This is a genomic window from Streptomyces phaeochromogenes (assembly GCF_001418655.1).
GTDB lineage: Bacteria > Actinomycetota > Actinomycetes > Streptomycetales > Streptomycetaceae > Streptomyces > Streptomyces phaeochromogenes.
This window is the reverse complement of the sequence record NZ_LIQZ01000044.1, coordinates 40,318-63,828: the sequence shown is the minus strand read 5'-3', so window position 1 is coordinate 63,828 and position 23,511 is coordinate 40,318. Positions and strand designations below refer to the sequence as shown.

The following is a 23,511-nucleotide window of genomic DNA, read 5'->3' as shown; positions in this document are numbered from 1 at the left end:
CCATACAAACGGCTCCCGCTCGACACCCCAGGTGGTCTCGACACGATGAACGCCGATCTCGCCTACTTCGCCGCTCTCCAGGAGAACCTCACCGCGCTGGCCACCGCCGAGCGGCCCGCGATCGAGCGCGCCGCCGGTGCCATCGCGGACAGCATCGCCGCCGGTGGTGTCGTCCACTACTTCGGCAGCGGCCACTCGCAACTCGTCGCCATCGAGCCGCTGTTGCGCGCGGGCGGCCTCGCGCCGGTCAACGTGATCGCCGACCCGGCGCTGTCCCCCGCCACCCCTCGGCACGCGGGTGCGGCGGAGCGCGTCGGCGGCTACGCGGCGGCGATCCTGAGTACTGCGGACATCCGGGACGGCGAGGTGGTGGTCGTCGTCTCCAACTCCGGCATCAACGCCGTGCCGGTCGAATTCGCCCTCGGCGCCCGCGCGTTGGGGGCGACAGTCGTCGCCGTCACCAGCCGGGCCCACTCGATGGGCGCCGAGTCCCGGCACGTCGAGGGTCGGCGCCTGCTCGACGTGGCCGACATCGTCATCGACACGCACGGCCGCCCGGGCGACGCGGTGGTGCCCCTGGGCGACCTCACCGTGGGTGCTCTGTCGACCGTCGTCGGGGCGGCGATCGTCAACGCCCTGACCTGCCGGGCGGCCGAGCTGCTCGTCGAACTCCACGGCCAGAAACCGCCGTTGATCGTCAGTCAGAACACCGGCGGCGACGCCGAGCGCCACAACAGCGCCCTGCTGGAGAAGGTCAAGGACCGCTGTCCGCGGGGCTGACGCACCGATCCGCACGCCGAGACGCCGAGACGCCGAGATTACGCAAGGAGGCCGATGATGGAGAGGACGCACCGGGTGCGCCGCCGCGTCGCGGCGACGGTCTGTGCCGCCGCCCTCGTGCTGCCGCTCACCGCCTGCGACGCCCTGACCCCCGGGAGCGCGGCGGCGGTGCCGGGTCCACGCAGTGTGCCGTCGTCGACCGCCGTGCCGGACGGGGACATCACCTTGCGTCTGCAGTTCGCCGACGCCCCGTTGATGGTCGACGCGCTGATCGCCGCGTTCGAGAAGGGCCATCCGAACATCAGTGTCGAGCCGCAGTACAAGACGTTCTCGGACTACGTCCAGAACCTGAAGCTCACCATGACGTCCGACACCGCCCCCGACATCGCTCAGTACGCGGTCGGGATGACCGATCTCGCGGCGGACGGCCACATCCTCGACCTGGCGCCCTATCGGGAGGCGTACGGCTGGGACAAGGCCATTCCCCCGGTCAGCCTCGACCAGTTGACGGCGGGGCAGACCAGTGAGGCCACGGGCGGGCGTGCCCTGTTCGGGGTCCCGGCCGGTCTGTCGATGACGGGCATCTACTACAACAAGGAGCTCGCGAAGAAGGCCGGGATCGACGGGCCGCCCAAGACGGTGGCGGAGTTCGAGGACCAGCTCGCAGCGGCCAAGAAGGCGGACCTGACGCCGCTCGGGGTCGGCGCGCTCGACTCCGGCGGCCTGCATCTGTGGGCCGCACTCCTCAACCAGCTGATGCCGACGGATGATTACTGGGACTGGGTCAACGGCACCAAGGGCGCGACCATCGAGACGCCGGCCGCCGTCACCGCCAGCAAGCTCGTCATCGACTGGGGCCGCAAGGGCTACTACAACGACTCCGCGAACGGCACCGCGCAGGTCGACTCCACCGCCCAGTTCGCCAAGGGCGACAGTGTCTTCCTCATCAACGGCAACTGGGCGGCAGGGCAGTTGGCGACCGTCATGGGAGACAACGTCGGCTTCTTCCCGATGCCGGGCGAACAGGCCTCCGCCCCCACCGTGGCCTCGGGCTTCAGCGTCTCCTACGCCGTCGCGTCCAGGACCGAACACCCCGAGGCGGCAGGCGCGTTCCTCGACTTCCTGACCACTCCCGAGGCCGGCCAGATCATAAGCGACAACGGTTTCATGCCGCCCAACCCCGACGCCGTGAAGAAGCCGGAAGGCGTGCTCGCCGACATCGCGGAGGGCCACCGCAGGGCCGTCGCCGACGACGGGATCACGACGTTCCCCGACTTCGCCGCCCCCGCCATGCTCGACCGGCTGCGCTCCGGCGTCCAGAAACTCATCGCGAACCGCATAGATCCCTCGGACTACCTCGACTCACTTCAGGACGAGTGGGAGGAACACCATGCCGAGTAGGCCGCCGGTCCAACAGCCCCCGGACGTCCGGGTCCGGACGACGGAGGTCCGGGTCCAGTCCCAGGCCCCCCGCAGGCGCAGCCCGTATCGCGGGTATGTGTACGTGCTGCCCGCGTTCGCCGTCTACTTCTGCTTCGCGGTGCTGCCCGCCCTGCACACGGCGTATCTCTCGCTGTTCGAGTGGGACGGCGTGACACTGGGCGACTGGGTCGGACTCGGCAACTACCAGGAGATCTTCCAGGACTCCATCCTGCGCCGGTCCGTGCTCAACGCCCTGGTGCTGGTGGTGTTCTTCTCCTTCATCCCCATTGTGGTCGGCCTGGCGATGACCGGTCTGCTGGCCCGTTTCCGGCGGCCCGGCATGGGGGCGTACCGCTTCCTGTTCATGCTGCCGCAGGTCGTCCCGCTCGTCGCCGTCGGTGTGACCTGGCGCTGGCTGTACGGGGACGACGGGCTGGTGAACCAGACGTTCCGCGCGGTCGGTCTGGACGGGGTGACACGGGCGTGGCTCGGCGACTTCGGCGCCGCGCTCATCGCCGTGGGCCTCGTCGGCACCTGGGTGCTGAGCGGCCTGTGCATGATGCTCTTCCTCAGCGGCGTACAGAAGGTGGATCCCAGTCTGTACGAGGCGGCCCGGCTCGACGGGGCAGGGCCCGTCCGGGAGTTCGTCTCCGTCACCCTGCCTCATCTGCGCGGCGAGATCGCCGTCGCGATGACCGTGACCACGGTGGCCGCGCTCGCCAGCTTCGACATCGTGTACGTGACGACGAACGGCGGCCCCGGTGAACAGACGACGGTCCCGGGCCTGCTCGTGTACCGGCTGGCGTTCTCCGAGGGCAAGGTGGGGCTCGCCGCGGCCCTGGCCGTCGTCCTCGGCTGTCTGATACTCGGGATCGTCTACCTCATCAACCGTCTGTCGAGGTCGGAGTCATGAACACCGCCACGCGCCAGGAACGCTGGTCGGGTTACGCGCTGCTGACGGTCATGGCGATCGCCGTCGTGATCCCGTTCCTCAGTGTCTTCCTCGCCTCCCTGCAGCCCGCGGGCACGCCGGTGGTGGGCCTTACCTGGCCGGAGCGGTGGAGCTGGGACAACTACGAGCAGGCGTGGTCGGTGGCCGGGTTCTCCGACCTGATCCAGCACAGCCTCACCATCGCGGTCGGTGTGGTCCCCGCCTCCCTGGTCCTGGCGGCGCTCGCGGGCTACGCGCTCGGCACGATGAAGCTCCCGGGCGGCAACACGGTCGCGGCCTTCTTCATCGCCGGGCTCACCATCCCGGTCGAACTGATCGTGGTCCCGCTCTACTTCGACCTGCGGGGCTTCGGCCTGACCAACTCGTACCTGGGCGTGATCCTGGTGGAGATCGCACTGTTCATGCCGTTCAGCGTGTTCTGGATGCGCACCCACTTCCAGTCGACCCCGCCGTCGCTGGTGGAGGCGGCCCGGATCGACGGTGCCTCGTCGGCCACGATCCTGCTGAGGATTCTGCTGCCGCTGGCCCGGCCGTCCCTAATGACGCTCGGGCTGCTGGTCTTCATGTGGTCGTGGAACCAGTTCCTGCTGGTGCTGGTGCTCATCCAGGACACGACCAAGCACACGGCGCCCGCGGGCCTCGGCTTCTTCGTCGGTCAGAACAGCACGGACATCCCCACTCTGGCGGCGGGAACGATCATCGTGATGCTGCCGATCCTGATCCTCTTCGTGATCTTCCAGCGCAGCTTCATCGCGGGCCTGCTCCAGGGGGCGATGAAGGGCTGACGCCAGGCGCTCGGAAGGCACTCGCGAGGCGGCTCGCCCGGTCAGGCCGGTCAGGCGGCCTTCGACGAGTCCGTCTGCGAGTGGGCGGAGTCGGTGTGCGAGTGGGCGCGCGGGGAGGCCGCCGCCCACTCCAGGACGAGGCGCTGGTACACCCGCCGCTGCTCGCCGCTCAGCGTCCCACCGCTCCGCAGCCACAGGGCTCGGATCTCCTCGTTGACCTCGGCGGCCGATCGCTTCGGCGCGACCGACGCGCGGCGGTGGGTGGTGGACATGCCGTGAATCATACGGGCCTTCGCGTGAAGACCATGTGAGGAGTCACTGTCAGTAGGACTACTTACCGGTAGCCATTCCATGGCCATGTCCGACAGCCATCCAATAGTCATGTCCGCGGCCGTTCCACAGCCAGGTCAGGCCGCCCCCGCACCGAGGACGAGCACCTGGATCGCCAGCACCGCACCGCCCCGGGCCCAGTCGTGGAAGTCGGACACCTTGGTCTCCAGATTGACCGGCTCCGCCTGCGGGTGGCGGTTGGCGAGGATGGCCGCCTCGATGTCCGGGCCTGCCACGTCGACCAGGCCCACACCCTCGCCGGCGAGGACGATCTTCTGGGGCATGGCGAAGTTGGAGATCTGTGCGATCAGGGTCCCCAGGGCGCGGGCCGCCTCGCCGATGACGCGGGCGGCCATGGGCTCGCCCTCGGCGGCCAGGGCGAGGATCTCCTCGTACGAGAAGTCGCGGCCGGTGGCGGCCCGGATCTGGTAGCGGATGCTGGGAATGCCCAGCAGGGAGACGGCACTGCCGCGCTCCCCGTCGGGGGTGAGCGGGCCGTTGGGGTTCACGATCCAGGCGCGGCCGACGCCCAGTCCGTCCTCGGCGGTCCCGACCCTCCTGCCGCCGCTCACCAGTCCGTAGCCGACACCCGCGCCGATCGTGAGCACCGCGAACCGCTCCAGGCCGCGGCCGGCGCCGAACCACCGCTCGGCCTCGACGAGTGCGGACACGTCGTTGTCGACGACGGCGGGCAGCCCGGTGCGCTCCTCGACGAGTCGGGCCAGGGGAACGTCGCGCCAGCCGAGGAAGGCCGACTCGTCGACGACGGACCGGTCCGAGGCCCGGCCGCCCAGACCGATGCCGATCCCGGCGAGGCCGGGGAAGTCACGCGCGAACGTGTCGGTCAGCTCCCCCAGGACGTCCACGACATGGGCCGGGTCGTGGCTGGTCAGGGGCAGGTCACGGCGGGCGACGATATCGCTCTTGAGGGTGGTGACGACGCCGTACACCATGTCCTGGGTGATCTTGAACCCGGCGAAGGTGCGGGACTCGGCCACGATGTCGAGGGGCTGGGACGGGCGGCCCTGGCGCACCTCGGGAAGCGCGGCGCCCTCGGGGACCTCGACCAGCAGACCCGACTCTATGAGCGGCTTCGTCAGCCGGGTGAGGCTGCCCGCGGAGAGGTCGAGCCGGCGGGCGATGTCGCTGCGCGACAGCGGGCCGTGCGTGAGCACCTCGATGGCGACGGCACGCTCGCCGGGACTGAGCGGCAGCCAGCTGGCGACACGTGCGGTCATGAACGAACCCCCACATTGTTTCTTTCGACGCAGAAGTAATGACACCACCCTATGTCGTCGAACCGCCTCAGGAAAAGATGTGTGCAGACCTCTTGACGGCTGGATTCTTTCGGCCCAAAAGTAAGTGACCCGAGGACGAGCCGCAGACGAGGGAGTCTCCTGATGACCGTCGCCTCCAGCCCTCCGTCGCGTCTGCCAGTGCGCGACATCGAGGGGACACAGCCGAAGCCGAGAACCCGCGAGAAACGAGAACGTGACGGTGGCGGACGTGGTGACGGCGCTCTCGCGGCTCTGTTCATCGCTCCGGCCATGCTGGGTTTCCTGGTCTTCCTGCTGTGGCCGACGCTGCGGGGCATCTATCTGAGCTTCACCCGCTTCAATCTGCTGACCCCGGCGGAGTGGGTGGGCCTCGACAACTACGTGCGCATGGTCAAGGACCCCATCTTCTGGGACTCGTTGACGGTCACCGTCGAGTACGTCTTCATCAACATCGGCATCCAGACGGTCTCGGCGCTCGCCATCGCCGTGCTGCTCCAGCGGCTGACCCAGTCGGCGATACTCCGCGGGGTCGTCCTCACGCCGTATCTGATGTCGAACGTCGTCGCCGGCATCGTCTGGCTCTGGATGCTCGACACGCAGCTCGGCATCGGCAACGAGATCATCGCCGGGCTCGGCTTCGACCGCATCCCCTTCCTCGCGGACGAGACCTGGGCGATTCCCACGATCGCCGTGATCAACGTCTGGCGGCATGTCGGCTACACCGCGCTGCTGCTCTTCGCCGGGCTCCAGGCCATCCCGAACGACATGTACGAGGCGGCCAAGGTGGACGGCGCCGGCGAGTGGCGGATGTTCTGGCGGATCACCATGCCGCTGTTGCGGCCGGTCCTCGCGGTCGTCCTGATCATGACGGTGATCGGTTCGTTCCAGGTGTTCGACACGGTCGCGGTGACCACCGCGGGCGGTCCGGCGAACGCGACCAACGTCCTGCAGTACTACATCTACGGCGCCGCCTTCGGCCGCTTCCAGTTCGGCTACGCGTCGGCGATGTCCGTGGCCCTGCTCGTGGTGCTGAGCGCGATCACCTTTGTCCAGTACCGGCTCACCCGCGCCGGCCAGACCGACCTCGGCTGAAGAAGGGAGTGACCGACATGACTGCCGTGACGGCAACGACGACGACAAAGGTACGGCGCACACAGCGCCCGAGGATCACCCCCGGGAAGGTCGTGGCCTGGACGGTGATGGCCGCGATGGTGCTCATCACCCTGCTGCCGTTCTACTGGATCCTGCGCACCGCGCTCTCCACGAACACGGCGCTCGCGGCCCACCCCGGCGATCCCCTGCCCGTGGACCTCACGACCGGTGGCTTCGAACGGGCCCTCGGCCTGCAGTCCACCGAGGAGGCGATCGCTCAGGGCGGCTCGGGCGGCGGGCTCAAGTTCTGGCGCTATCTGATCAATTCGACGGTCGTGTCCACCCTGATCACCGTCTTCCAGATCCTCTTCTCCGCCATGGCCGCCTACGCCTTCGCGCGACTGCGGTGGCGCGGCCGGGACACGGTGTTCGGGCTGTTCCTGGCCGGGCTGATGGTGCCGACGATCTTCACGCTGCTGCCGAACTTCGTGCTCATCAAGCAACTCGGCCTGGTCGACTCCCTGTTGGGCATCTCCCTGCCGACGATGTTCATGACCCCGTTCGCGGTGTTCTTCATGCGTCAGTTCTTCATGAACGTGCCCCGGGAGGTCGAGGAGGCGGCCCTGCTCGACGGGGCCGGGAAGATCCGGATCTTCTTCCGCGTCATGCTGCCGATGGCGTCCGCCCCCATCCTCACGCTGGGCGTGCTGACGTACATCACCTCCTGGAACGACTACTTCTGGCCGCTGATGGTCTCCTACAGCGACAGCTCACGCGTGCTCACCGTGGCACTGGCCATCTTCCGGGCGCAGACCCCGCAGAGCGGTTACGACTGGTCCGGCCTGATGGCGGCCACGCTCATCGCCGCGCTGCCGATGCTCGTGCTCTTCGGCTTCTTCGCACGCCGCATCGTCAGCACCATCAGCTTCACCGGCATCAAGTAAGGGGACGGACATGCGAATTCGTACACGTACGGTCGTGGCACTGACCGGGGTGCTCGCGCTGTCCCTGGTGACGGGCTGCGCGCAGGGCGGGGCCGCCGGATCGGGCTCCAACACGGTGACGTACTGGCTGTGGGACGCCAACCAGATGCCCGCCTACCAGGCGTGCGCCAAGGGCTTCCAGAAACAGAACCCGGGCCTGAAGGTGAAGATCACCCAGATGGGCTGGGCCGACTACTGGACCAAGCTCACCGCGAGCTTCATCGCGGGCACCGAGCCGGACGTGTTCACCGACCACATCCAGAAGTTCGGGCAGTTCGCCGACCTGAACGTGCTGGAGCCACTGGACGACCTGGGCATCGACAACTCCGCCTACCAGCCGGGTCTCGCCGCTAACTGGACCGGCCAGGACGGCCACCGCTACGGCGCCCCGAAGGACTGGGACACCGTCGCCCTCATGTACAACAAGAAGATGGTCAAGGACGCCGGGCTCTCCGCGTCGGAGCTCAACGGCCTCGCCTGGAACCCGAAGGACGGCGGCACCTTCGAGAAGACCATCGCGCACCTGACCGTCGACACGAAGGGCAAGCGCGGCGACGAACCGGGCTTCGACAAGAACAACGTCAAGGTCTACGGGCTCGCCACCGGCGGCGCGGGCGACAGCGACGGGCAGACCACCTGGAGCCCGTTCACCGGCTCGGCGGGCTGGAACTACACGGACAAGGCACGCTGGGGCTCCAAGTACCAGTACGACAGCAAGACCTTCCAGACCGTGGTCGACTGGTACTTCGGCCTGGCGAAGAAGGGCTACCTCGCGCCCTTCACCGACTACACCGACGGCGCCAACCCGGCCAACGCCCAGGTCGCCTCCGGCCGGGCGGCAACCTCCTTCGACGGCGCCTGGATGATCTCCACCTACTACGACACCAAGGGCCTCGACGTCGGCACCGCCCCCACACCGACCGGCCCGACCGGCAAGCGGGCCACCATGATGAACGGCCTCGCCGACTCCATCACCAAGAACGCCCCCAACAAGGCGGGCGCGAAGAAGTGGGTCCAGTACCTGGCCTCCAACGAGTGCCAGAAGACCGTGGGCAGTTACGGCATCGTCTTCCCCGCGACCCCGGAGGGAACCCAGGCCGCCGTGGCCGCGTACAAGAAGAAGGACATCGACGTGTCCGCCTTCACGGAACCGGTCACCGACAAGAAGGACTCCACCACCTTCTCCTTCCCGATCACCGACTACGCGGCGGACGTGTACTCCCTGGTGCGCCCCGCGATGCAGGACGTCTACGCCAACGACGCCCCGGTCGGCGATCTGACCAAGACCAACGACCAGGTCAACTTCATCCTCGGACAGTGAATCCTCGGACAGTGAAAGGCACACACTCCATGACGTTCTCCCTCGGCATCGTCGGCGCCGGCCAGTTCTCCGGCCAGTTCGCGAAGCTGTTTCTTGCCCACCCGGGCGTCGGCGAGGTCCACGTCACGGATCTCCTGCCCGAGCGAGCGGAGCAACTGGCCGCCGCCGAAGGCCTGACGGGAACCTTCCCCTCGTACGAGGCGATGCTGGAGTCGGAGGCGATCGACGCCGTCGCGATCTTCACCCAGCGCTGGACCCACGGCCCGCTGGTGCTCCAGGGGCTCAACGCCGGCAAGCACGTCTACTCGGCGGTGCCCATGGCGATCACCCGCGAGGAGATCGCGGCGATCATCGACGCGGTACGGGCCACCGGACTGACGTACATGATGGGTGAGACCAGCCAGTACAACCCGGCGACCGTGCACGCCCGCAACCAGATCGCCGACGGCGCGTTCGGACGGCTCTTCTACGCCGAGGGCGACTATGTGCACGACATGGACCTCGGGTTCTACGAGGCCTATCAGTACAGCGGCGGCGAGAACTGGAAGGAGACCGCCAGCTATCCCCCGCTGCTCTACCCCACGCACTCGGTGGGCGGGGTCCTGGGCGCCTGGCAGACGCACGCGGTGAGCGTGTCCGCGATCGGGGTCAAGGACGATCGCGGGGACGGGGTCTTCGACGAGGACGTCAGCCAGTTCGGCAACGACTTCTCGAACGCGACCGCGCTGTTCGAGGTCGCGGGCGGCGGCTCGTTCCGTACGAACGAGTTCCGGCGGGTGGGCTATCCCTCGCACATCCGGGAGTCGCGTTTCCGGTTCTTCGGGACGGACGCCAGCATGGAGCAGCTGGCGACGGTGGCCTTCTGGCAGGACAAGAAGGGGGTCAAGGACATCAGTGAGCTCCTTGAGCCCAAGCCCACCATGTCTGCGGACGACCCGTCCCTCCAGCACATCGCACCGGATCTGCGGGCCGCCTTCACCTCCGGCTCGGCGCCGGTGCACGACCGGGCGCGGCTGCCCCGGGAGTTCGACAACCTGCACAACGGGCACGAGGGGAGCCACCACTTCCTGGTGGACGACTTCGTCACCGCGGTGAACACGCGCACACTGCCGTCGGTGAACGCGTGGGTGGCAGCCCGCTACACCCTGCCGGGCATCGTCGCGCACGACTCGGCGCGGCAGGGCGGGGCGAGGCTGGAGATCCCGGACTTCGGGGACGCCCCGGAGGCGTGACGTTTCTGCGCGGTCCGGTCGTTCTCAGGAACGGCCGGACCGTCCGGCCCGGTCAGGTGCCCGGCTTGCGGCCGTACACGTAGACGTCGTCGTTCTTCTTCAGGAGCGACCAGTACTTCTTGGCGTCCGTCTTCGTCATGTTGACGCAGCCGTGCGAACCGGGCGGGTTCCACATGCTCACGCCGACCGAGTGGAAGGCCTGGCCGCCGTCGAAGAACTGGCTGTAAGGCATGGGCACGTCGTAGATCGTCGAGACGTGGTCGATGTTCCGCCAGTAGATCTTCTTCAGACCGGTGCGGGTCTCGTACCCGTTGCGGCCGGTGCGGACCGGCACCGGGCCGTACACGAGGGTGTTGCCGTCCTGGATCCAGCTGAGCTGGAGCGTGAGGTTCACACAGGCGATGCGGCCCTTGTTGACGGGGCATTTGCCGTCCTTGTTCGGTTTCTTCCCGACGGCCTTCTGCTTGTTCATCAGGTCCATCACGCCCCAGGTGACGGATCCGGCGTAGCCGATGTTCGGGGTGATGCCGTGCTTGGTCTGGAAGGCCTTGATCGCCTTGCAGTCGGCGGCCGACTGCCTGCCGTCCACCGGACGGCCGAGGAACTTCTCGACCTTCTTCTGGTACGGGCCGGTCTGCGTGGTGCAGCTCGCCGCCTGGGCCGGACCCGCGCCCAGCGCGACGGCCAGCGGCGCCATCAGTCCGGTGACCCCCAGTACGACGGCTGCCCGTCTGCGTATGTCCCCCATGATCAGGCCTTTCTCGTTCGTTCCGGTCAATCTCTGCCAGCTAGACCCACGCGGGGCGGCATGGGTTGTGGGGGCGGCCGGGCTGAGACGAAACGATGACATTCCACGACGTGGAGTACATCCAGCGGGTCTTGTGGTGGGCGCCACATCCAGGCCGTGGCGGCTCCGGCCGGCCGGCGTCCGCAGGGGTCGCCGCCAGGGTCTTTCCGCGTCCCGGCTTCCGCGGCAACGGGTGATGGCGGACCCTGTGGCCGCTCAACTGCCGTATCAATCGGTCAAGTTCAGCCATTGACGAGTGCGGCGACGGCATGATGTGCGCCATGGACCAAGCCAACACGGTCATCTGGGCGACCGCCCTCGGCATCGGGGGAACCTTGGCCGCCGGACTGACCGGACCGCTTCTCCACGCCAGGTCCTCGCGTCGGCAGGCACAGGTGCAGGAGACCATCCAGGTCCGGCACCGTCTGCGTGACGAGCGGCGTACCGCCTTCGCGGCCGTGCTCGACGAGTGTGAGGCGTTCCGGCAGAGCATCAACGCGGTCATCGAGGCCCGCGTGGCTCTGGAATGGCGGAGCGAGGACGAGCATCGGGGGCTGTGGGAACCGACCGTGGCCGCACTGGGCGCGCTGAGCCGGGCGGCCACGAACGTCGCCATCACCGGACCCGCGCCGATGGGCGAGCTGGCCGACACCGTCCACGCGGCGGCCGTCCGGCACGCGGACGTCTGGCGCATGCGGCTGGATCTCGACGACCGCCTCGTGCGGAACGGTCAGGCGGACAGTGACTTCATCGACGCGCGCAGACAGTTCATCGCCGCGGCGGAGAAGGTGCTGGCCCCGCCCGACCGGGGCGCCCGGCAGCGGGGAGCGCCGCGGCGTTCGCGGTGAGGCCGGGCAAAGAGCCAGTTTCCCGCGACTGGACCGGGCTTTTCGTGCGGCGGCCTGCCTACGCTGCCGCTCATGGACCGCGTACTCGCCGACGATCTCTCCCGGCTCCCCGAACTCCTCCAGTCCGCCCGTGATTTCGCCGCCCGTGCGGTGTCCGGGCTCGAAGCACGGCCCGTGGCCCACCTGGGCAAGGCTCCGGACGCCGAGCCGCTGCCGGCCGGGGGCGCGGGTGCCGAGGGGGCTCTCGCGCGGTTCGCCGAGCGGTGGGCGCCGGGGTTCTCCGCCTCCGCGGGCCCGCGCTATCTCGGTTTCGTGACCGGTGGCGCGACCCCGGCCGCGCTCACCGGGGACTGGCTGACCAGCGCGTACGACCAGAACGCCACCGGCTCGGGCGACTCGTCGGCGACCGCGCTGGAGCACGAGACGCTGGGCTGGCTGCGGGAACTGTTCGGGCTGGGCGAGGCGCACACCGGCGCGTTCGTGACAGGTGCGACCGTCTCGAACACCGTCGCCCTGGCCCTCGCGCGGGAGTGGCTGGGCGAGCGTCTGGGCGTTTCCGTGTCCGAGGCGGGCGCCGCCGCCCTCGGGCCGGTCGACGTGCTGTCCGGCAGCCCGCACTCCAGCATCCCCAAGGCCCTGTCCGTCCTGGGCATCGGCCGCGACCGGCTGCGTACGGTGCCGGTGCTGCCCGGTGGCCGGGAAGCCGTCGACGTGGCGCGGCTGGCCGAGGCGCTCGACGAGCTGGACGGGCGCCCGGCCGTCGTCGTGGCCAATGCGGGGACCGTGAACACCGTCGACTTCGACGACCTGCGGGCGATCGCGGCGCTCAAGGAGCGGTACGACTTCTGGCTGCACGTGGACGCCGCCTTCGGCGGTTTCGCCGCGCTGTCCCCCGAGCACGCACATCTCACCGACGGCCTCGACGCCGCCGACTCGGCCTGCGTCGACCTGCACAAGTGGCTCAACGTCCCCTACGACGCGGCCGTGCAGTTCACCCGCCACCGGGACCTCCAGGTGCGGGTCTTCCACAACGCGTCGCCGTATCTCGGACTGCCCACAGGCGAGCCCGACTTCGTCCACCTCACACCCGAGAACTCACGCCGGCTGCGCGCGCTCCCGGCCTGGTTCTCCCTCGCCGCGTACGGCCGCGAAGGGCACCGGGAGATCGTCGAACGGAACATCGCGCTCGCCCGGCGCCTCGGCGCCCGGATCACGGACGCACCGGGCCTGCGGCTGCTCGCACCGGTCCGCCTGAACGTCGTCTGCTTCACCCTCGACGGCGACCCCACCCGGGAGCGGGTGCACGCGCTGGGCCGGGCCGTCGCCGAATCCGGCGAGGCGTTCATGACGCCGACCTTCTACGAGGGGACGCACGCGCTGCGGGCCGCGTTCAGCAACTGGCGTACGACAGAGGCCGATACGGACCGGGTGGCGGCTGCCCTGGAGCGTGCGGTCAGCTCTTTGTGACAGGTACCGCCAAGAGGGGCTGTTCGTGGGGCAGTTCGCGGCGTCCGCGGACCGGCGAGAGGAACACCGGCAGGAAGGCCGTGGCGAGCAGGCCGGCGCCGACCCACAACGTGGCGCGCACACCGGCCAGTTCACCGATCAGCCCCGCCACGGCCGCACCGACGGCGAGGGCACCGGTGAGGACGAACCTGAACGTCGCGTTCATTCGGCCGAGGAGCGCGTCCGCGGTCATCCGCTGGCGCAGGCTCACTCCGAGCACGTTGTCCACGCCCGTCTTGAACAGGACGAGCACTCCCCCGGCGCCCGCGAGCCACAGCCAGGGTCCGCGATCGATGAGCGGGACGAGCAGTCCGGCGGGCGCGAGGCACAGGCCCAGGACGCCGAGGGTGCGGCCGTATCCGAGGCGCCCGGCCAGGGGGCGGGCGCAGCGGGCACCGAGCAGGAGACCGACGCCGCCCGCCGCCCAGTACAGGCCCAACGCGCTTGCGGGCAGGCCCAGTTCGCGCACGAAGAGCACGGGCAGCATGGTGTTGATGATCTGCGAGCCCAGGTTGGTGAGGGCCGCGGTGAGCGCGAGGGCGCGCAGTTCCACGTTGCCGAGGACGTGGCGGACCCCCTCGCCGATCTGCTTGCGCAGTCCGACCGTCCGGACCTGCGCGGGCGGCACCTGATCGGGGCGGACCCGGGTGAGCTGGAGTGCGGAGGCCAGATGGCTCGCCGCCGTGCAGAGAACGGCCACTGGCGCCGTGAGGAACTGGACCAGCGCGCCGCCCGCGCTCCGGCCGGCCACGTTGCTCACGGCCATCAGGCTCATCATGGCGGCGTTGGCCTGCACGAGGGCGTCGCGGCCGACGAGTCCGGGCAGGGTGCTCTGCGAGCCGACGTCGAAGAAGACGGTGGCGCAGCCGTTCAGCAGCACCACCGCGTACAACTGGCCCAGCGTGAGCGCGTCCAGCCACCAGGCCACCGGGACGGACGCGAACAGCACGGCCCGCGCCAGATCGGCTGCGATCAGCACCCTGCGGTGACGCATCCGGTCCACCCAGGCTCCGGCGGGCAGGCCGATGAGCAGGAAGGCGAGTGTGCTCAACGTGGCCAGGGCGCCGACCTGGCCGGGGCTCGCGTCGAGTTCGGCCACGGCGATCAGTGGGACGGCGACATAGCTGACGTTCGTGCCGAGCTGACTGAGCGCGGTAGCGCTGAACAGCGTCCTGAAGTCGGCCGTTCGCCAGGGGGAGTTGGGCTGCATGATCCACAACCGTGCCCGATCTCAACAGCGCAGCACAAGTGAAGAGTTCTCCACACTGCTTTAAGCAGAGCTACATTGTCGCGGTCGGGTGCACCCCGTGTCCGGGTGGGCCGAGGCCTGAACGGCCCTTCCCCCTTGGGTCCCGCTGTGCTTGTCTGGGGGCCGTTTTCGGTGGCCGGGGCGGGAGTTGCCGTATGCGCAAGCCGTGGGTGGTCGGGGTTCTGGCCGGGTTACTGCTGCTCGGCGCGTGCGGGGACCCCTCGTCCGGCCCCGAGTCCGCGCCGCCGCCCGTCCCTTCGGCACCCAAGGCCTCCTCGACCACTCATCAGCGGCCGGCCGCCACCCCCGAAGCGGAGACCGACACCGAGGCCGAGCCCAACACCGGAGCCGGCACCGGGACCAAGGCACCCGCACAGCACGCCCGCCCCACCGTCCTCTACCTCGGCGACTCCCTCGCCATGGAGAACCAGAAGGTCCTAGGCGGCCTGATGCGCGACGAGTTGAAGGCGCGCTACACCAGCGCCCCCTACTCGGGCACCACCCTCTGCGACTACCTGGAGGGCACGGGTGAGGACTCGCTCGTGCCGTCGAAGGACAAGGCCGCCGCACTGGTGCGTACGCTGCGGCCGGACTTCGTGGTGCTGCAGTTCTGGGGCAACGCGTGGGACTACACGCCGTGCATGGACGGCATCGCCTACGACACGGCACGGGACAAGTACTTCGCGCGCTACACCGCCGACGCACGGCGGCTGACCGACCAGATCGCGGGCGCGGCGGGCGGGGACCGGCCGAAGGTCGTCTGGGTGCTCCAGGGCCCGGACCCCATGACGCCCGACCGGGTCCGCCGCGTCAACACGATCTACGAGCGGCAGGCCGCCGCCTCCGGGGACATGCTCGCGGACGCCGGGAAGGCGGTCAGCCCGGCCTCGGCCCGCTACACCTGGAGCCAGTACCTGCCGTGCACCGCGTACGAACGCGAGCACACGGCGTACTGCACCCAGCCCAGCAGCGGCCGGACCGCCCTGCACATCGACGACGACTACCTGCACTTCTGTCTGGTCCCCACCACCTCGACACCCAAGCCCTGCCCGGTCCGCTCCCCCGGCATCCTGCGCATCACCCGGGCGATCACCCGGGCCGTGGCCGCACAGCTGGACTGACCCCTGCGGTCCGGTCCCAGGTGTCGGCGGTGACGCCCCGTTCACGCAGTACGGTCTTGCGGACCTTGCCGGTCTCGGTGAGCGGCAGCTCCATGACGGTCTCGATGAACCGGGGCACGGCGAAGGCAGGCAGTTCACGCTCGCAGTGGCGTACCAGGTCGCGGGGGTCCAGGACGCTCCCCGGTCTCGGGAGCACCGCCACCATCACCTCGTCCTCCGCCAGTTCGGAGGCCACCGGGAAGGCCGCGGCATCGGCGACCGCGGGATGTGAACGGACCGCCGACTCCACCTCGTACGAGGAGATGTTCTCGCCACGCCGCCGGATCACGTCCTTGACCCGGTCGACGAAGCGGTACGAGCCGTCGGATTCGCGGACCACGCGATCGCCCGTACGTCGCCAGGAGGCGGGATGCCGTTCGGGGCCTCCCAAGTAGCCGGTGGAGAAGGCGAATTGCCGGTGGCTGCGGACGACCAGCTCTCCGGCTGTGCCGTCCGGGACGGGAGCGAGGTGTTCGTCGACCACACGGGCGGAGAAGCCGTCGCGCAACGTGCCGATGTGGCCGGGGCGTTGGGTTTCCGGGGTCGATCCGATGACGAGGTTCGTCTCCGTGGAACCGAAACCGTCGACGAGGGTGACGCCGAAGCGCTCGCGGAACGGCTGCCACGCGGAGGCGGGAGTGGCCGGTGAGAGGCCGCGCCAGGCGCGGTGTGCCCGGTCGTGCGGGTCGGGCGGCTGGGCCAGCAGCATGGGCGCCATCGCGCCGAGCAGATACACGGCGGTGGCACCGGCCTCCGCCACCTGGTCCCAGTACCGCGTGGCGGAGAACCGCTCGCCGATGACGCAGGTGGCGCCCACGGTCATGGCGTGCGCGAGCGTGTTGAGGGCGTTGGTGTGGAACAGCGGGAGGCAGGTGTGGAGCACGTCGTCGGAGGTGAGGCGCAGCGAGTCTGCGACGTTGCGGCCCCACCAGACGGTCTGGGCGTGGGGGCAGCGCACGCCGCGCGGGGTGCCGGTGGTTCCCGAGGTGAACAGCACGAAGGCGGTGTCGTCCGGGCGGACGGGGGTCGATGGGACCGCGGCGGACTCACCCGGTGCCGGGACGTCGTCCTCGCCCACGATCCACCGCGTGCCGCGGAAGCCGGCCTCCACGGCCCGGTCCGCCGACTCGGGCTCCGCGAGCAGGAAGGACGGCTCCGCCTCGCGCAGGATGTGCCTCAGTCCCTGGCCGCGCAGGCCGGTGTTCAGCGGTATCAGGACCGCGCCGAGCCAGGCACAGCCGAGGATCAGGTCGACGAACTCGATCCGGTTGCAGGCCATGACGGCGACGCGGTCACCCGGCCGACAGCCGCGCGCCGCGAGGGCGCCCGCCGTCTCGGCCGCCGCCCTCCGGGACTGCCGGTACGTCCGTGTCACGTCCCCCACGCGCAGGAAGACCCGGTCACCGAACTCCTCGGCGGCTGCGGCCAGGAGTCCCGGCAGGGTCATGGCGTTCACCGCGGCATCGGGGTGTCCGCTCGCCTCACCGCTCAGCTGTCCAACGGGCTCGCCTCTCGGTTGCCCATTCACCTCGCCACGCGGCTGCCCGATCACTTCAACACACCATCCGCGCGCAGGTGTTGGATCCGTTCCGGGCCCAGTCCCGCCACGTCGCGCAGTACCGCGTCGGTGTCGGCGCCGAGCACGGGCGCGGGTTCGCGGATGCCGCCGCGTGTACGGGTGAGGGTGATCGGAACGCCCTCGTGGAGGAAGGCTCCCGCGACCGGATGCACCTTGCGCACGTAGAAGCCGCGGGCACGCAACTGCGGGTCGTGTTCCACGAGTTCACGGCCGTCCTGCACGGCTCCCGCGGGGACTCCGCGCGCCTGGAGCAGTTCGGCCGCGGCGTCGGCGGACATCGTGCGGGCCCAGGTGCCGAGCGCGCCGTCGACGAGCGCGGACTCACGCCTGCGGGCCTCGGCGGTACGGGTCCGCTCGTCGGTGGTGAGTTCGGGACGGCCGATGACCTCGCAGAGGGCCGTCCACTCGGTGTCGTCGCGCACGCTGACGGCCAGCCAGCGGTCGGCGCCCAGGGATCGGTACACGCCCTGCGGGCTCCACGCCGGGTGGGTGTTTCCGGCCGGAGCAACCTCCGTCCCGCACAGGAGGCTCGTGCCCATGTGGGCCGCGATCGCCTCCAGTTGGGACAGGTCGATGTGCTGGCCGCGCCCGGTCTCGGCACGGTGTTCCAGCGCGGCGATCGTGGCGAGCGCCGCCTGGAGGCCCGCCACGATGTCTCCGTGGCCGTAGATCACCCCGACCACGTCGTCCGGACCCCAGCCGGTCAACCCTGTCAGCCCCGAACTCGCCGACACGGTGTCCGCGTACGACACCCAGCCGTTGCGCGGGCCGGTGTGTCCCATGCCCGACATGCTGACGTACACGATGTCCGGGTTGATGGTGCGCAGCGACTCGTAACCCAGGCCGAGTTTGGTCATGACCGTGGAGCTGAAGTTCTCGACGAGGACGTCGCAGTGGGCGATGAGGTCGCGGAGTACGGCGACACCCTCCTCGGTGCGGGTGTCCAGGGCGAGGCTCTGCTTGTTCCGGTTGACCTCGTTGAAGTAACCGTTGGTGTTCGGGTCCGTGTGAGGGCCTCGGGACAGGTGCATGAAGGGTGCGAACCGCGTGGGGTCGGGTCGGCCCGCGGACTCGACTTTGATCACTTCGGCGCCGTGGTCGGCCAGGATCTTGGTGCAGTACGGGCCCGCGAGCACCCAGGTCAGGTCCAGGACGCGGACGCCGTCCAGGGCGGGCCGTACGGGTTCGTCGGCCGCCGGTTCCGGTGCCGGCACTGATGCTGATACCGGTGACGGTGCCGATTCCGGTACCGTACGCGCCGCGTAGGGCGGATCGTCGAGCAGGCCCTGGTCGTCGCCCGGGCCCGGTACGACGAGCTCCGTCCTGCGGCGGCCCTCGGGAAACGCGAAGGGGAAGCCGAGGTCGGTCCGCTCGCCCTCGGGTGTCGAGACCCGGGTGAAGAAGTCGCGGGCGGCGAGCTGCGGGTTGTCCGGGAGTTCGTGGGGCAGGTCGACGGCCGCCCAGGGCAGCTTCCTGGCCTGGGCCTGCCGGGCGAACTCGGCCTTCGGCCGGGTGCCCACGAAGTCCTGGACGACCTTGAAGACATGATCCTGGTGCTTCTTGCGTTCGACCGGGTCCTGCCAGCACGGCTCGGCGAGGTCGGCGTCCGCCTTCTCCTCGCGCAGCCAGTCGAGCAGCACGTCCCACATACGGGGGCTGCCGCCGAGCCCTCCGCCGAGGTGGCCGTCGGCCGCGCGGAACAGCCCGTGCGGCACCAGCGGATGCACGCTGCCCGGGCGCGGCGGGACCCGGTCCTCGTGCAGGTAGGCGAGGGCTCCGGCCTCCAGGGCCGCCGCCACGCACGCCTGCGCGGAGACGTCGATGAGCTGCCCCGGCCCGCGGCGCCGGGCGCGCAGGCCGAGCAGGGCGGCGATCGCCGCGTTGACGCCCGCGAGTTGCTCGGCCTGGTTCTCCGGGAGCCGCAGCGGTGGGCCGTCGGGGTCGCCGACCTGCGCGAGCATCCCGCCGAGCGCGGCCACCACCAGGTCGGTGCCCTGCCAGTCGCTGCGCGGGCCGACCAGCCCGAACGGGGTGACGCGTACGTGCACGAGCTGGTCGAGTCCCTCGGCGGCGGCCTCCGCGCCGTGTTCGGTGCCGTCGAGCAGGATGTCGGCGCCCCGCAGCAGTCGGCGCAGTTGCGCGGTTCCGTCGGGTGCGGCGAGGTCGACGGTCACCGAGCGCTTGCCGGCGTGCCAGTGGACGAACGCGTCACCGCCATGCTCGCGGCGGGTCTCGTCTCCTTCCGGGGGCTCGACCAGCACCACCTCGTGCCCGAGCCCAACGAGCAGCCTGCCCGCGAACCGGGCGAACGGGCTGGACAGTTCGACGACACGCGGAGCCAGCTCGCTCACGTTTCCTCCACGGAGAGTCGGTTGAGCGTCAGTTGTGGTTCTGGTTCAGGAAGCCCGTGACCACGCTGTGGTAGTCGTACGGCCGTTCCTCCTGCGGGTGGTGGGAGGCCTCGCTCATGATGTGCAGACTGCCCTTGGGGATCATGCGGGCCAGCATCAGCGGGTAGTCCGGGGTCAGGAACGCGTCGTACATGCCCCACAGGAAGAGCGTCGGCGCGGCGATGAGGCCGAGTTCGGCGGTGAGGTCCTGCCAGTCGCCGCGCGGGTTGTCGGAGGCGCCGGCCAGCGCGGTCTCCTCGGGGTCCAGGCTCTGCTCGAAGCGGAGCGTCACCGTGCCGTCGGGGACGGCGTCGGCGTCGTACCACTCCAGGCGCGCGATCAGCTCGCGCATCTTCTCCCACGTGGGGCCGGTGCCCCCGTAGTACACGTCGCGGGCGTTGCGTCCGCGACGGCCGCCCTCCGGGAGTGGGGCGAGCGGGCCGTGGAAGACAGGCATGCTGCCGGTGATCACCAACGACCGTACGCGCTCGGGGTACTTGGCAGCCAGGTTGAGCGCGATCGTGCCGCCCCACGAGTTGCACACGAAGTCGGCGCGCTCCACGCCGAGGGTGTCGAGAAGGGCCACGGTCTTGGCCGCGTGGTAGTCCCACATGGGGCCCTCGATGACGGGCTTCGCGGACTTCCCGTACTGCAGGATGTCGACCAGGAGGCACCGGCGGTCGGCGGCGAACAGCGGTGCCACCTGCCCGAAGTCGGACCAGCCGGTGCACCCGGGGCCGCCGCCGTGCAGGAAGACGGTGGGGCTGCCGCCGCTCTCCCCCAGCTCGACGTAGTGGTACTTGACGCCGTCCGCTTCCGCGTAGCTGCCCTCCGGGGGCGTCTGGATGTCCATAAGATCCATGTGTTGCATGCTCCGATGGTGTGGTGGCGGCTGGTTCCGCCCAAGTGGATCGGTCTGCTGAGCGGGCCGGCGCTTCACCCGAGATCGAGGACGACCTTGCCGACGGCCTCTCCCGTACGCAGCCGCTCGGCGGCCTCCGCCAGTTCGTCGAGCCCGTGGCGCTCGATCGCCAGGGTCAGCGTGCCCTCGCGCAGTTCCGCCAGCAGTCGCTCGGCGTCCGCGGCGACCTCCTTGCCCCGCGTCATCAGGTTGACCGGCAGCAGCGACACATCGGCCAGGAGGAAGTCCGCGAGGTCCACGCCGAATTCGCGGCCCGCGGTGTAGCCGACGAGCGCGGCACGTCCGCGTGGCCGGACCAGCGGGAGGGCGTCCCGCAGGACCGGCCCGCCCACGGTGTCGACGAGCACGTCGACCGGGCCGCCGATCGACTCCGCGGACAGGTCGGCCGCCAGAACCGCCTTGGCGGGGGCGGGAACGTGGCCGAGCTTGGCCGGTCGGCCGACCACGCCGACCACCTCGGCCCCGGCCCGTGCCGCGACCTGCACGGTCAGCGCGCCGACGGCACCCGCCGCGCCGGTCACCATGACCCGCTCCCCCGGCTGTACCGCCGCGACCGTGTGCACGGCGGCCCAGGCCGTGCCGGCCGGTGAGAAGTAGCTGCACGCCAGGGCCGGGTCCAGGTCCTGCGGGACCAGTTCCACGGCGGCGTCCGGTACGAGCGCGTGCTCCGCCCAGCAGCCGTCCCGCCGCATGCCGAGCCCCTTGCCGCCGAGCCTGACCAGGCTGCCCTCGGGGTGCGTGTCCGAGGCGAGGACGATCCCGCATCCGGTGGTGCCGGGCACGGCCGGGAGTTCCGGCAGGACGCCGAACCTGCCGTCGACGATGTTGAGGTCGAGGTGGCCTATCTGGGCCGCCCGCATCCGTACGAGGGTGTGGCCGGGCCGTGGCTCCGGCACCGGCCGTTCCAACAGCCGCGGCAGCGAGCCGAACCGCTCCAGGACCAGGGCACGTGACGTCCGGCCGCCGACGACTTCGTTCACAGTTTCACTCCGTACCTGCGCAGGACCCGGGAGGCGATGATCCGCAGTACCCGGTCGAAGACGAACCCGAGGATTCCCAGGGTGATGATTCCGACGAAGACCCAGTCGATCCGCCCGTAGTTGCGGGAGGTCCAGATCAGCGACCCGAGCCCGACCTGGGCGGCGACGATCTCGGCGGAGACGATGGTCAGGAAGCTGTTGCCCATCGCGAGCCGGGCCCCGGTGACGATGTGCGGCACGGTCGACGGCAGCACGATCCCCCGCAGGATCTGGCGGCGGCTCGCGCCCAGACTCGCCGCGGCGCGCAGCTTCGACTCACTGACCGCCATCACACCGGCGCTCGTGTTCAGGGTGACGATGAAGACGGCCGTGTAGAAGATCAGGACGACCTTCGACGACTCGCCGATGCCCAGCCACACCACGGCCAGGGTCACGAAGGCGACCGGCGGGATGAACCGGAAGAACTCGATGTACGGCTCCAGGAACTGCCGCACGATCTTGATCTGCCCGACGAGCAGTCCGACCGGTACGCCCACGAGTACGCCGAGTCCCCAGCCGATCAGAATCCGGCGGCCGGAGGCGATGACCGAGTTGGCGAGTGTGCCGTCGCGCGCCAGCTCCTCGGCGGCGGCGAGCGTCTCCCGGGGAGAGGCGACCAGCGTGGAGCCGTAGGACATCGCCAGCAGTTGCCAGATGCCGATTCCGACGAGGACGGACAGCGTGTACACGCCGAGCGACCGCAGGTTCCTCGCGGTCGTCCCGACGGGGCGTCGCCGGGTCTGCGGGGTGGCGGCGCCTGCCGCGGCGACGGTCATCGGAGGTTCCCCTTCAGGTCGACGTCTTGGTCCAGCCCCGGGTCGAGGCCCTGGTCGCGGAGGGCCTTGCGGACCTCCTCGCCGATGTCCGCCCGCAGTGCGCGGCGCAGTTCGGTGGCGGCCGGGTCGGCCTCGTCGCGGGGCCTGGGCAGGTCCACGGGGTACACGGACTTGACCGAGGCCGCCGGGCCCGCGGTCATGACGGCGATCCGGTCGGCCAGCAGGATCGCCTCGTCGATGTCGTGGGTGACGAAGACGACGGTGCAGCCCGAGGCGCGCCAGATGCGGTCCGTCTCCTCCTGCATCACCTGCCGGGTCTGCGCGTCGAGCGCCCCGAACGGTTCGTCCATCAACACGACGCCCGGTTCGTTGGCCAGTACCCGGGCGATCTGCACCCGCTGGCGCATGCCTCCGCTCAGCCGGCCGGGAAACCGGTCCGCGCAGTGCCGCAGCCCCACCAGGCCGAGGTACTCGTCGGCCAGCTTCGTCTGCGCCGCGCGCGTCGCACCGCGCATCCGCGGGCCGAACGCCACGTTCTGGCGCACCGTCATCCAGTCGAACAGCGCCTCGCTGCTCTGGAACACCATGCCAAGCCCGGGATGGGGTCCGGTGATCGGGGCGCCGCCGACGCGGAGGTCGCCCTCGGACACGGCCTCGAAGCCAGCCATCGCGGACAGCAGGGTCGACTTGCCGCAGCCGCTCGGACCGAGCAGACAGAGGAACTCCCCGGCGGCGATGTCCAGGGAGATGTTCGATACGGCCTGGAAGGAGCCGAAGCGGATGCCCACGCCGTCGACGGACACCGCCGCCCCGCGCCCCGGCGCGGAACCGGTCTCCCGGCGGTCGGTCTCGATGGCCTTGGTCATCACGACCCCTTCGTGTGCTGGGTGGACCACCCGCGCCGAACGGTCCCGGCGGGAATGGAGGCTGCGGCGGGATCTACGAAGGGGTGTCCTGCGCTGGAGCGTTTCTCCATGAGCACCTCGGTGGTTGGGGAGAGACCGCCGGTTCCGGCAGTTGGTCGGGGTGCGGCCCGGGATTGCCGCACCGTAGAACGCGCCGCACCGCGCACGCATCGACAGGGGTCCGCTGAGCGGGACA

Annotated in this window: 21 protein-coding genes; 11 read left to right on the top strand and 10 right to left on the bottom strand. The window is 70.0% G+C overall.

The features are described from left to right. Window positions 1-45: 45 nt before the first annotated feature. Genes AOK17_RS06710 through AOK17_RS06695 form a run of 4 tightly spaced genes read left to right on the top strand, consistent with a single transcriptional unit; the run spans window position 46 to window position 3,939 of the window. Window positions 46-780, top strand: a complete 735-nt coding sequence (locus AOK17_RS06710; RefSeq protein WP_055611385.1) for a sugar isomerase domain-containing protein — start codon at window positions 46-48, stop codon at window positions 778-780. Between the two features lie 54 nt (window positions 781-834). Next, window positions 835-2,181 carry an ABC transporter substrate-binding protein gene (locus AOK17_RS06705; protein WP_079052834.1) on the top strand — a complete coding sequence of 449 codons (1,347 nt, stop codon included), beginning with the start codon at window positions 835-837 and terminating at the stop codon, window positions 2,179-2,181. Next, a complete protein-coding gene (locus tag AOK17_RS06700) occupies window positions 2,171-3,115 on the top strand; it encodes a carbohydrate ABC transporter permease (RefSeq protein WP_079052833.1) in 945 nt (314 codons plus the stop codon). The genes AOK17_RS06705 and AOK17_RS06700 overlap by 11 nt, the downstream gene beginning before the upstream one ends. Then, the gene (locus tag AOK17_RS06695; RefSeq protein WP_055611383.1) at window positions 3,112-3,939 is read left to right on the top strand and encodes a carbohydrate ABC transporter permease; all 828 of its coding nucleotides are present in this window, start codon (window positions 3,112-3,114) and stop codon (window positions 3,937-3,939) included. The genes AOK17_RS06700 and AOK17_RS06695 overlap by 4 nt, the downstream gene beginning before the upstream one ends. 50 nt (window positions 3,940-3,989) lie before the next feature. On the opposite strand, the gene AOK17_RS06690 is transcribed toward AOK17_RS06695, so the two are convergent. Together AOK17_RS06690 and AOK17_RS06685 are read right to left on the bottom strand one after the other, a co-directional pair. Then, window positions 3,990-4,223: a hypothetical protein gene (locus AOK17_RS06690; protein ID WP_055611382.1), complete on the bottom strand. Its 234-nt coding sequence runs from the start codon at window positions 4,221-4,223 to the stop codon at window positions 3,990-3,992. A 123-nt stretch (window positions 4,224-4,346) separates the two neighbouring features. After that, window positions 4,347-5,507 carry an ROK family transcriptional regulator gene (locus tag AOK17_RS06685; protein WP_055611381.1) on the bottom strand — a complete coding sequence of 387 codons (1,161 nt, stop codon included), beginning with the start codon at window positions 5,505-5,507 and terminating at the stop codon, window positions 4,347-4,349. Between the two features lie 162 nt (window positions 5,508-5,669). Here AOK17_RS06685 and AOK17_RS06680 point away from each other — a divergent pair, with 162 nt between their 5' ends. From AOK17_RS06680 to AOK17_RS06665, 4 genes are read left to right on the top strand one after another with little or no spacing between them, the layout of a single operon-like run. After that, the gene (locus AOK17_RS06680) at window positions 5,670-6,638 is read left to right on the top strand and encodes a carbohydrate ABC transporter permease (protein WP_055611380.1); all 969 of its coding nucleotides are present in this window, start codon (window positions 5,670-5,672) and stop codon (window positions 6,636-6,638) included. Between the two features lie 17 nt (window positions 6,639-6,655). Beyond that, the gene (locus AOK17_RS06675) at window positions 6,656-7,582 is read left to right on the top strand and encodes a carbohydrate ABC transporter permease (RefSeq protein ID WP_055611411.1); all 927 of its coding nucleotides are present in this window, start codon (window positions 6,656-6,658) and stop codon (window positions 7,580-7,582) included. Between the two features lie 10 nt (window positions 7,583-7,592). After that, window positions 7,593-8,942: an ABC transporter substrate-binding protein gene (locus AOK17_RS06670; protein WP_206190691.1), complete on the top strand. Its 1,350-nt coding sequence runs from the start codon at window positions 7,593-7,595 to the stop codon at window positions 8,940-8,942. 29 nt (window positions 8,943-8,971) lie between these two features. After that, window positions 8,972-10,174 carry a Gfo/Idh/MocA family protein gene (locus AOK17_RS06665; protein WP_055611378.1) on the top strand — a complete coding sequence of 401 codons (1,203 nt, stop codon included), beginning with the start codon at window positions 8,972-8,974 and terminating at the stop codon, window positions 10,172-10,174. Window positions 10,175-10,226: 52 nt separating this feature from the next. Here the strand turns inward: AOK17_RS06665 and AOK17_RS06660 are convergent, their stop codons facing one another. After that, entirely contained in the window at window positions 10,227-10,922 is a 696-nt protein-coding gene (locus AOK17_RS06660) for a L,D-transpeptidase family protein (RefSeq protein ID WP_055611377.1), read from the bottom strand. A gap of 320 nt (window positions 10,923-11,242) precedes the next feature. Between AOK17_RS06660 and AOK17_RS06655 the strand changes: the two genes are divergently transcribed. Then, complete coding sequence (locus AOK17_RS06655) at window positions 11,243-11,809, top strand: hypothetical protein (protein WP_055611376.1); 567 nt, start codon at window positions 11,243-11,245, stop codon at window positions 11,807-11,809. Between the two features lie 72 nt (window positions 11,810-11,881). Next, the gene (locus tag AOK17_RS06650; protein WP_055611375.1) at window positions 11,882-13,276 is read left to right on the top strand and encodes a pyridoxal phosphate-dependent decarboxylase family protein; all 1,395 of its coding nucleotides are present in this window, start codon (window positions 11,882-11,884) and stop codon (window positions 13,274-13,276) included. On the opposite strand, the gene AOK17_RS06645 is transcribed toward AOK17_RS06650, so the two are convergent. Beyond that, entirely contained in the window at window positions 13,263-14,525 is a 1,263-nt protein-coding gene (locus tag AOK17_RS06645; RefSeq protein ID WP_055611410.1) for an MFS transporter, read from the bottom strand. The genes AOK17_RS06650 and AOK17_RS06645 overlap by 14 nt on opposite strands. Window positions 14,526-14,719: 194 nt before the next feature. On the opposite strand from AOK17_RS06645, the gene AOK17_RS06640 reads away from it, so the two are divergent. After that, window positions 14,720-15,685, top strand: a complete 966-nt coding sequence (locus AOK17_RS06640; RefSeq protein WP_055611374.1) for an SGNH/GDSL hydrolase family protein — start codon at window positions 14,720-14,722, stop codon at window positions 15,683-15,685. Here the strand turns inward: AOK17_RS06640 and AOK17_RS06635 are convergent. The 6 genes from AOK17_RS06635 to AOK17_RS06610 form a co-directional block, all read right to left on the bottom strand. Then, the gene (locus tag AOK17_RS06635) at window positions 15,654-17,171 is read right to left on the bottom strand and encodes an AMP-binding protein (protein WP_055611373.1); all 1,518 of its coding nucleotides are present in this window, start codon (window positions 17,169-17,171) and stop codon (window positions 15,654-15,656) included. The genes AOK17_RS06640 and AOK17_RS06635 overlap by 32 nt on opposite strands. 101 nt (window positions 17,172-17,272) lie before the next feature. After that, window positions 17,273-19,654 carry a CaiB/BaiF CoA-transferase family protein gene (locus AOK17_RS06630; protein ID WP_055611372.1) on the bottom strand — a complete coding sequence of 794 codons (2,382 nt, stop codon included), beginning with the start codon at window positions 19,652-19,654 and terminating at the stop codon, window positions 17,273-17,275. Between the two features lie 28 nt (window positions 19,655-19,682). Further along, window positions 19,683-20,555 carry an alpha/beta fold hydrolase gene (locus tag AOK17_RS06625; RefSeq protein ID WP_206190693.1) on the bottom strand — a complete coding sequence of 291 codons (873 nt, stop codon included), beginning with the start codon at window positions 20,553-20,555 and terminating at the stop codon, window positions 19,683-19,685. 74 nt (window positions 20,556-20,629) lie between these two features. Next, window positions 20,630-21,595: a quinone oxidoreductase family protein gene (locus AOK17_RS06620; RefSeq protein WP_055611370.1), complete on the bottom strand. Its 966-nt coding sequence runs from the start codon at window positions 21,593-21,595 to the stop codon at window positions 20,630-20,632. After that, entirely contained in the window at window positions 21,592-22,410 is an 819-nt protein-coding gene (locus AOK17_RS06615; protein WP_055611369.1) for an ABC transporter permease, read from the bottom strand. The genes AOK17_RS06620 and AOK17_RS06615 overlap by 4 nt, the downstream gene beginning before the upstream one ends. Continuing rightward, window positions 22,407-23,276 (bottom strand): ABC transporter ATP-binding protein, encoded by an 870-nt coding sequence (locus tag AOK17_RS06610; RefSeq protein WP_055611368.1) that lies wholly within the window; start codon window positions 23,274-23,276, stop codon window positions 22,407-22,409. The genes AOK17_RS06615 and AOK17_RS06610 overlap by 4 nt, the downstream gene beginning before the upstream one ends. Window positions 23,277-23,511 lie beyond the last annotated feature (235 nt).

What these genes read in the sequence shown, in the direction of transcription:
- AOK17_RS06655 (WP_055611376.1), top strand. Translation starts at nt 11,243, where the DNA reads ATGGACCAAGCCAACACGGTCATCTGGGCGACCGCCCTCGGCATCGGG.
- AOK17_RS06695 (WP_055611383.1), top strand. Translation starts at nt 3,112, where the DNA reads ATGAACACCGCCACGCGCCAGGAACGCTGGTCGGGTTACGCGCTGCTG.
- AOK17_RS06675 (WP_055611411.1), top strand. Translation starts at nt 6,656, where the DNA reads ATGACTGCCGTGACGGCAACGACGACGACAAAGGTACGGCGCACACAG.
- AOK17_RS06670 (WP_206190691.1), top strand. Translation starts at nt 7,593, where the DNA reads ATGCGAATTCGTACACGTACGGTCGTGGCACTGACCGGGGTGCTCGCG.
- AOK17_RS06660 (WP_055611377.1), bottom strand. Translation starts at nt 10,922, where the DNA reads ATGGGGGACATACGCAGACGGGCAGCCGTCGTACTGGGGGTCACCGGA.
- AOK17_RS06640 (WP_055611374.1), top strand. Translation starts at nt 14,720, where the DNA reads ATGCGCAAGCCGTGGGTGGTCGGGGTTCTGGCCGGGTTACTGCTGCTC.
- AOK17_RS06665 (WP_055611378.1), top strand. Translation starts at nt 8,972, where the DNA reads ATGACGTTCTCCCTCGGCATCGTCGGCGCCGGCCAGTTCTCCGGCCAG.
- AOK17_RS06635 (WP_055611373.1), bottom strand. Translation starts at nt 17,171, where the DNA reads ATGACCCTGCCGGGACTCCTGGCCGCAGCCGCCGAGGAGTTCGGTGAC.
- AOK17_RS06650 (WP_055611375.1), top strand. Translation starts at nt 11,882, where the DNA reads ATGGACCGCGTACTCGCCGACGATCTCTCCCGGCTCCCCGAACTCCTC.
- AOK17_RS06645 (WP_055611410.1), bottom strand. Translation starts at nt 14,525, where the DNA reads ATGCAGCCCAACTCCCCCTGGCGAACGGCCGACTTCAGGACGCTGTTC.
- AOK17_RS06615 (WP_055611369.1), bottom strand. Translation starts at nt 22,410, where the DNA reads ATGACCGTCGCCGCGGCAGGCGCCGCCACCCCGCAGACCCGGCGACGC.
- AOK17_RS06705 (WP_079052834.1), top strand. Translation starts at nt 835, where the DNA reads ATGATGGAGAGGACGCACCGGGTGCGCCGCCGCGTCGCGGCGACGGTC.
- AOK17_RS06700 (WP_079052833.1), top strand. Translation starts at nt 2,171, where the DNA reads ATGCCGAGTAGGCCGCCGGTCCAACAGCCCCCGGACGTCCGGGTCCGG.
- AOK17_RS06685 (WP_055611381.1), bottom strand. Translation starts at nt 5,507, where the DNA reads ATGACCGCACGTGTCGCCAGCTGGCTGCCGCTCAGTCCCGGCGAGCGT.
- AOK17_RS06625 (WP_206190693.1), bottom strand. Translation starts at nt 20,555, where the DNA reads ATGGATCTTATGGACATCCAGACGCCCCCGGAGGGCAGCTACGCGGAA.
- AOK17_RS06710 (WP_055611385.1), top strand. Translation starts at nt 46, where the DNA reads ATGAACGCCGATCTCGCCTACTTCGCCGCTCTCCAGGAGAACCTCACC.
- AOK17_RS06610 (WP_055611368.1), bottom strand. Translation starts at nt 23,276, where the DNA reads ATGACCAAGGCCATCGAGACCGACCGCCGGGAGACCGGTTCCGCGCCG.
- AOK17_RS06690 (WP_055611382.1), bottom strand. Translation starts at nt 4,223, where the DNA reads ATGATTCACGGCATGTCCACCACCCACCGCCGCGCGTCGGTCGCGCCG.
- AOK17_RS06680 (WP_055611380.1), top strand. Translation starts at nt 5,670, where the DNA reads ATGACCGTCGCCTCCAGCCCTCCGTCGCGTCTGCCAGTGCGCGACATC.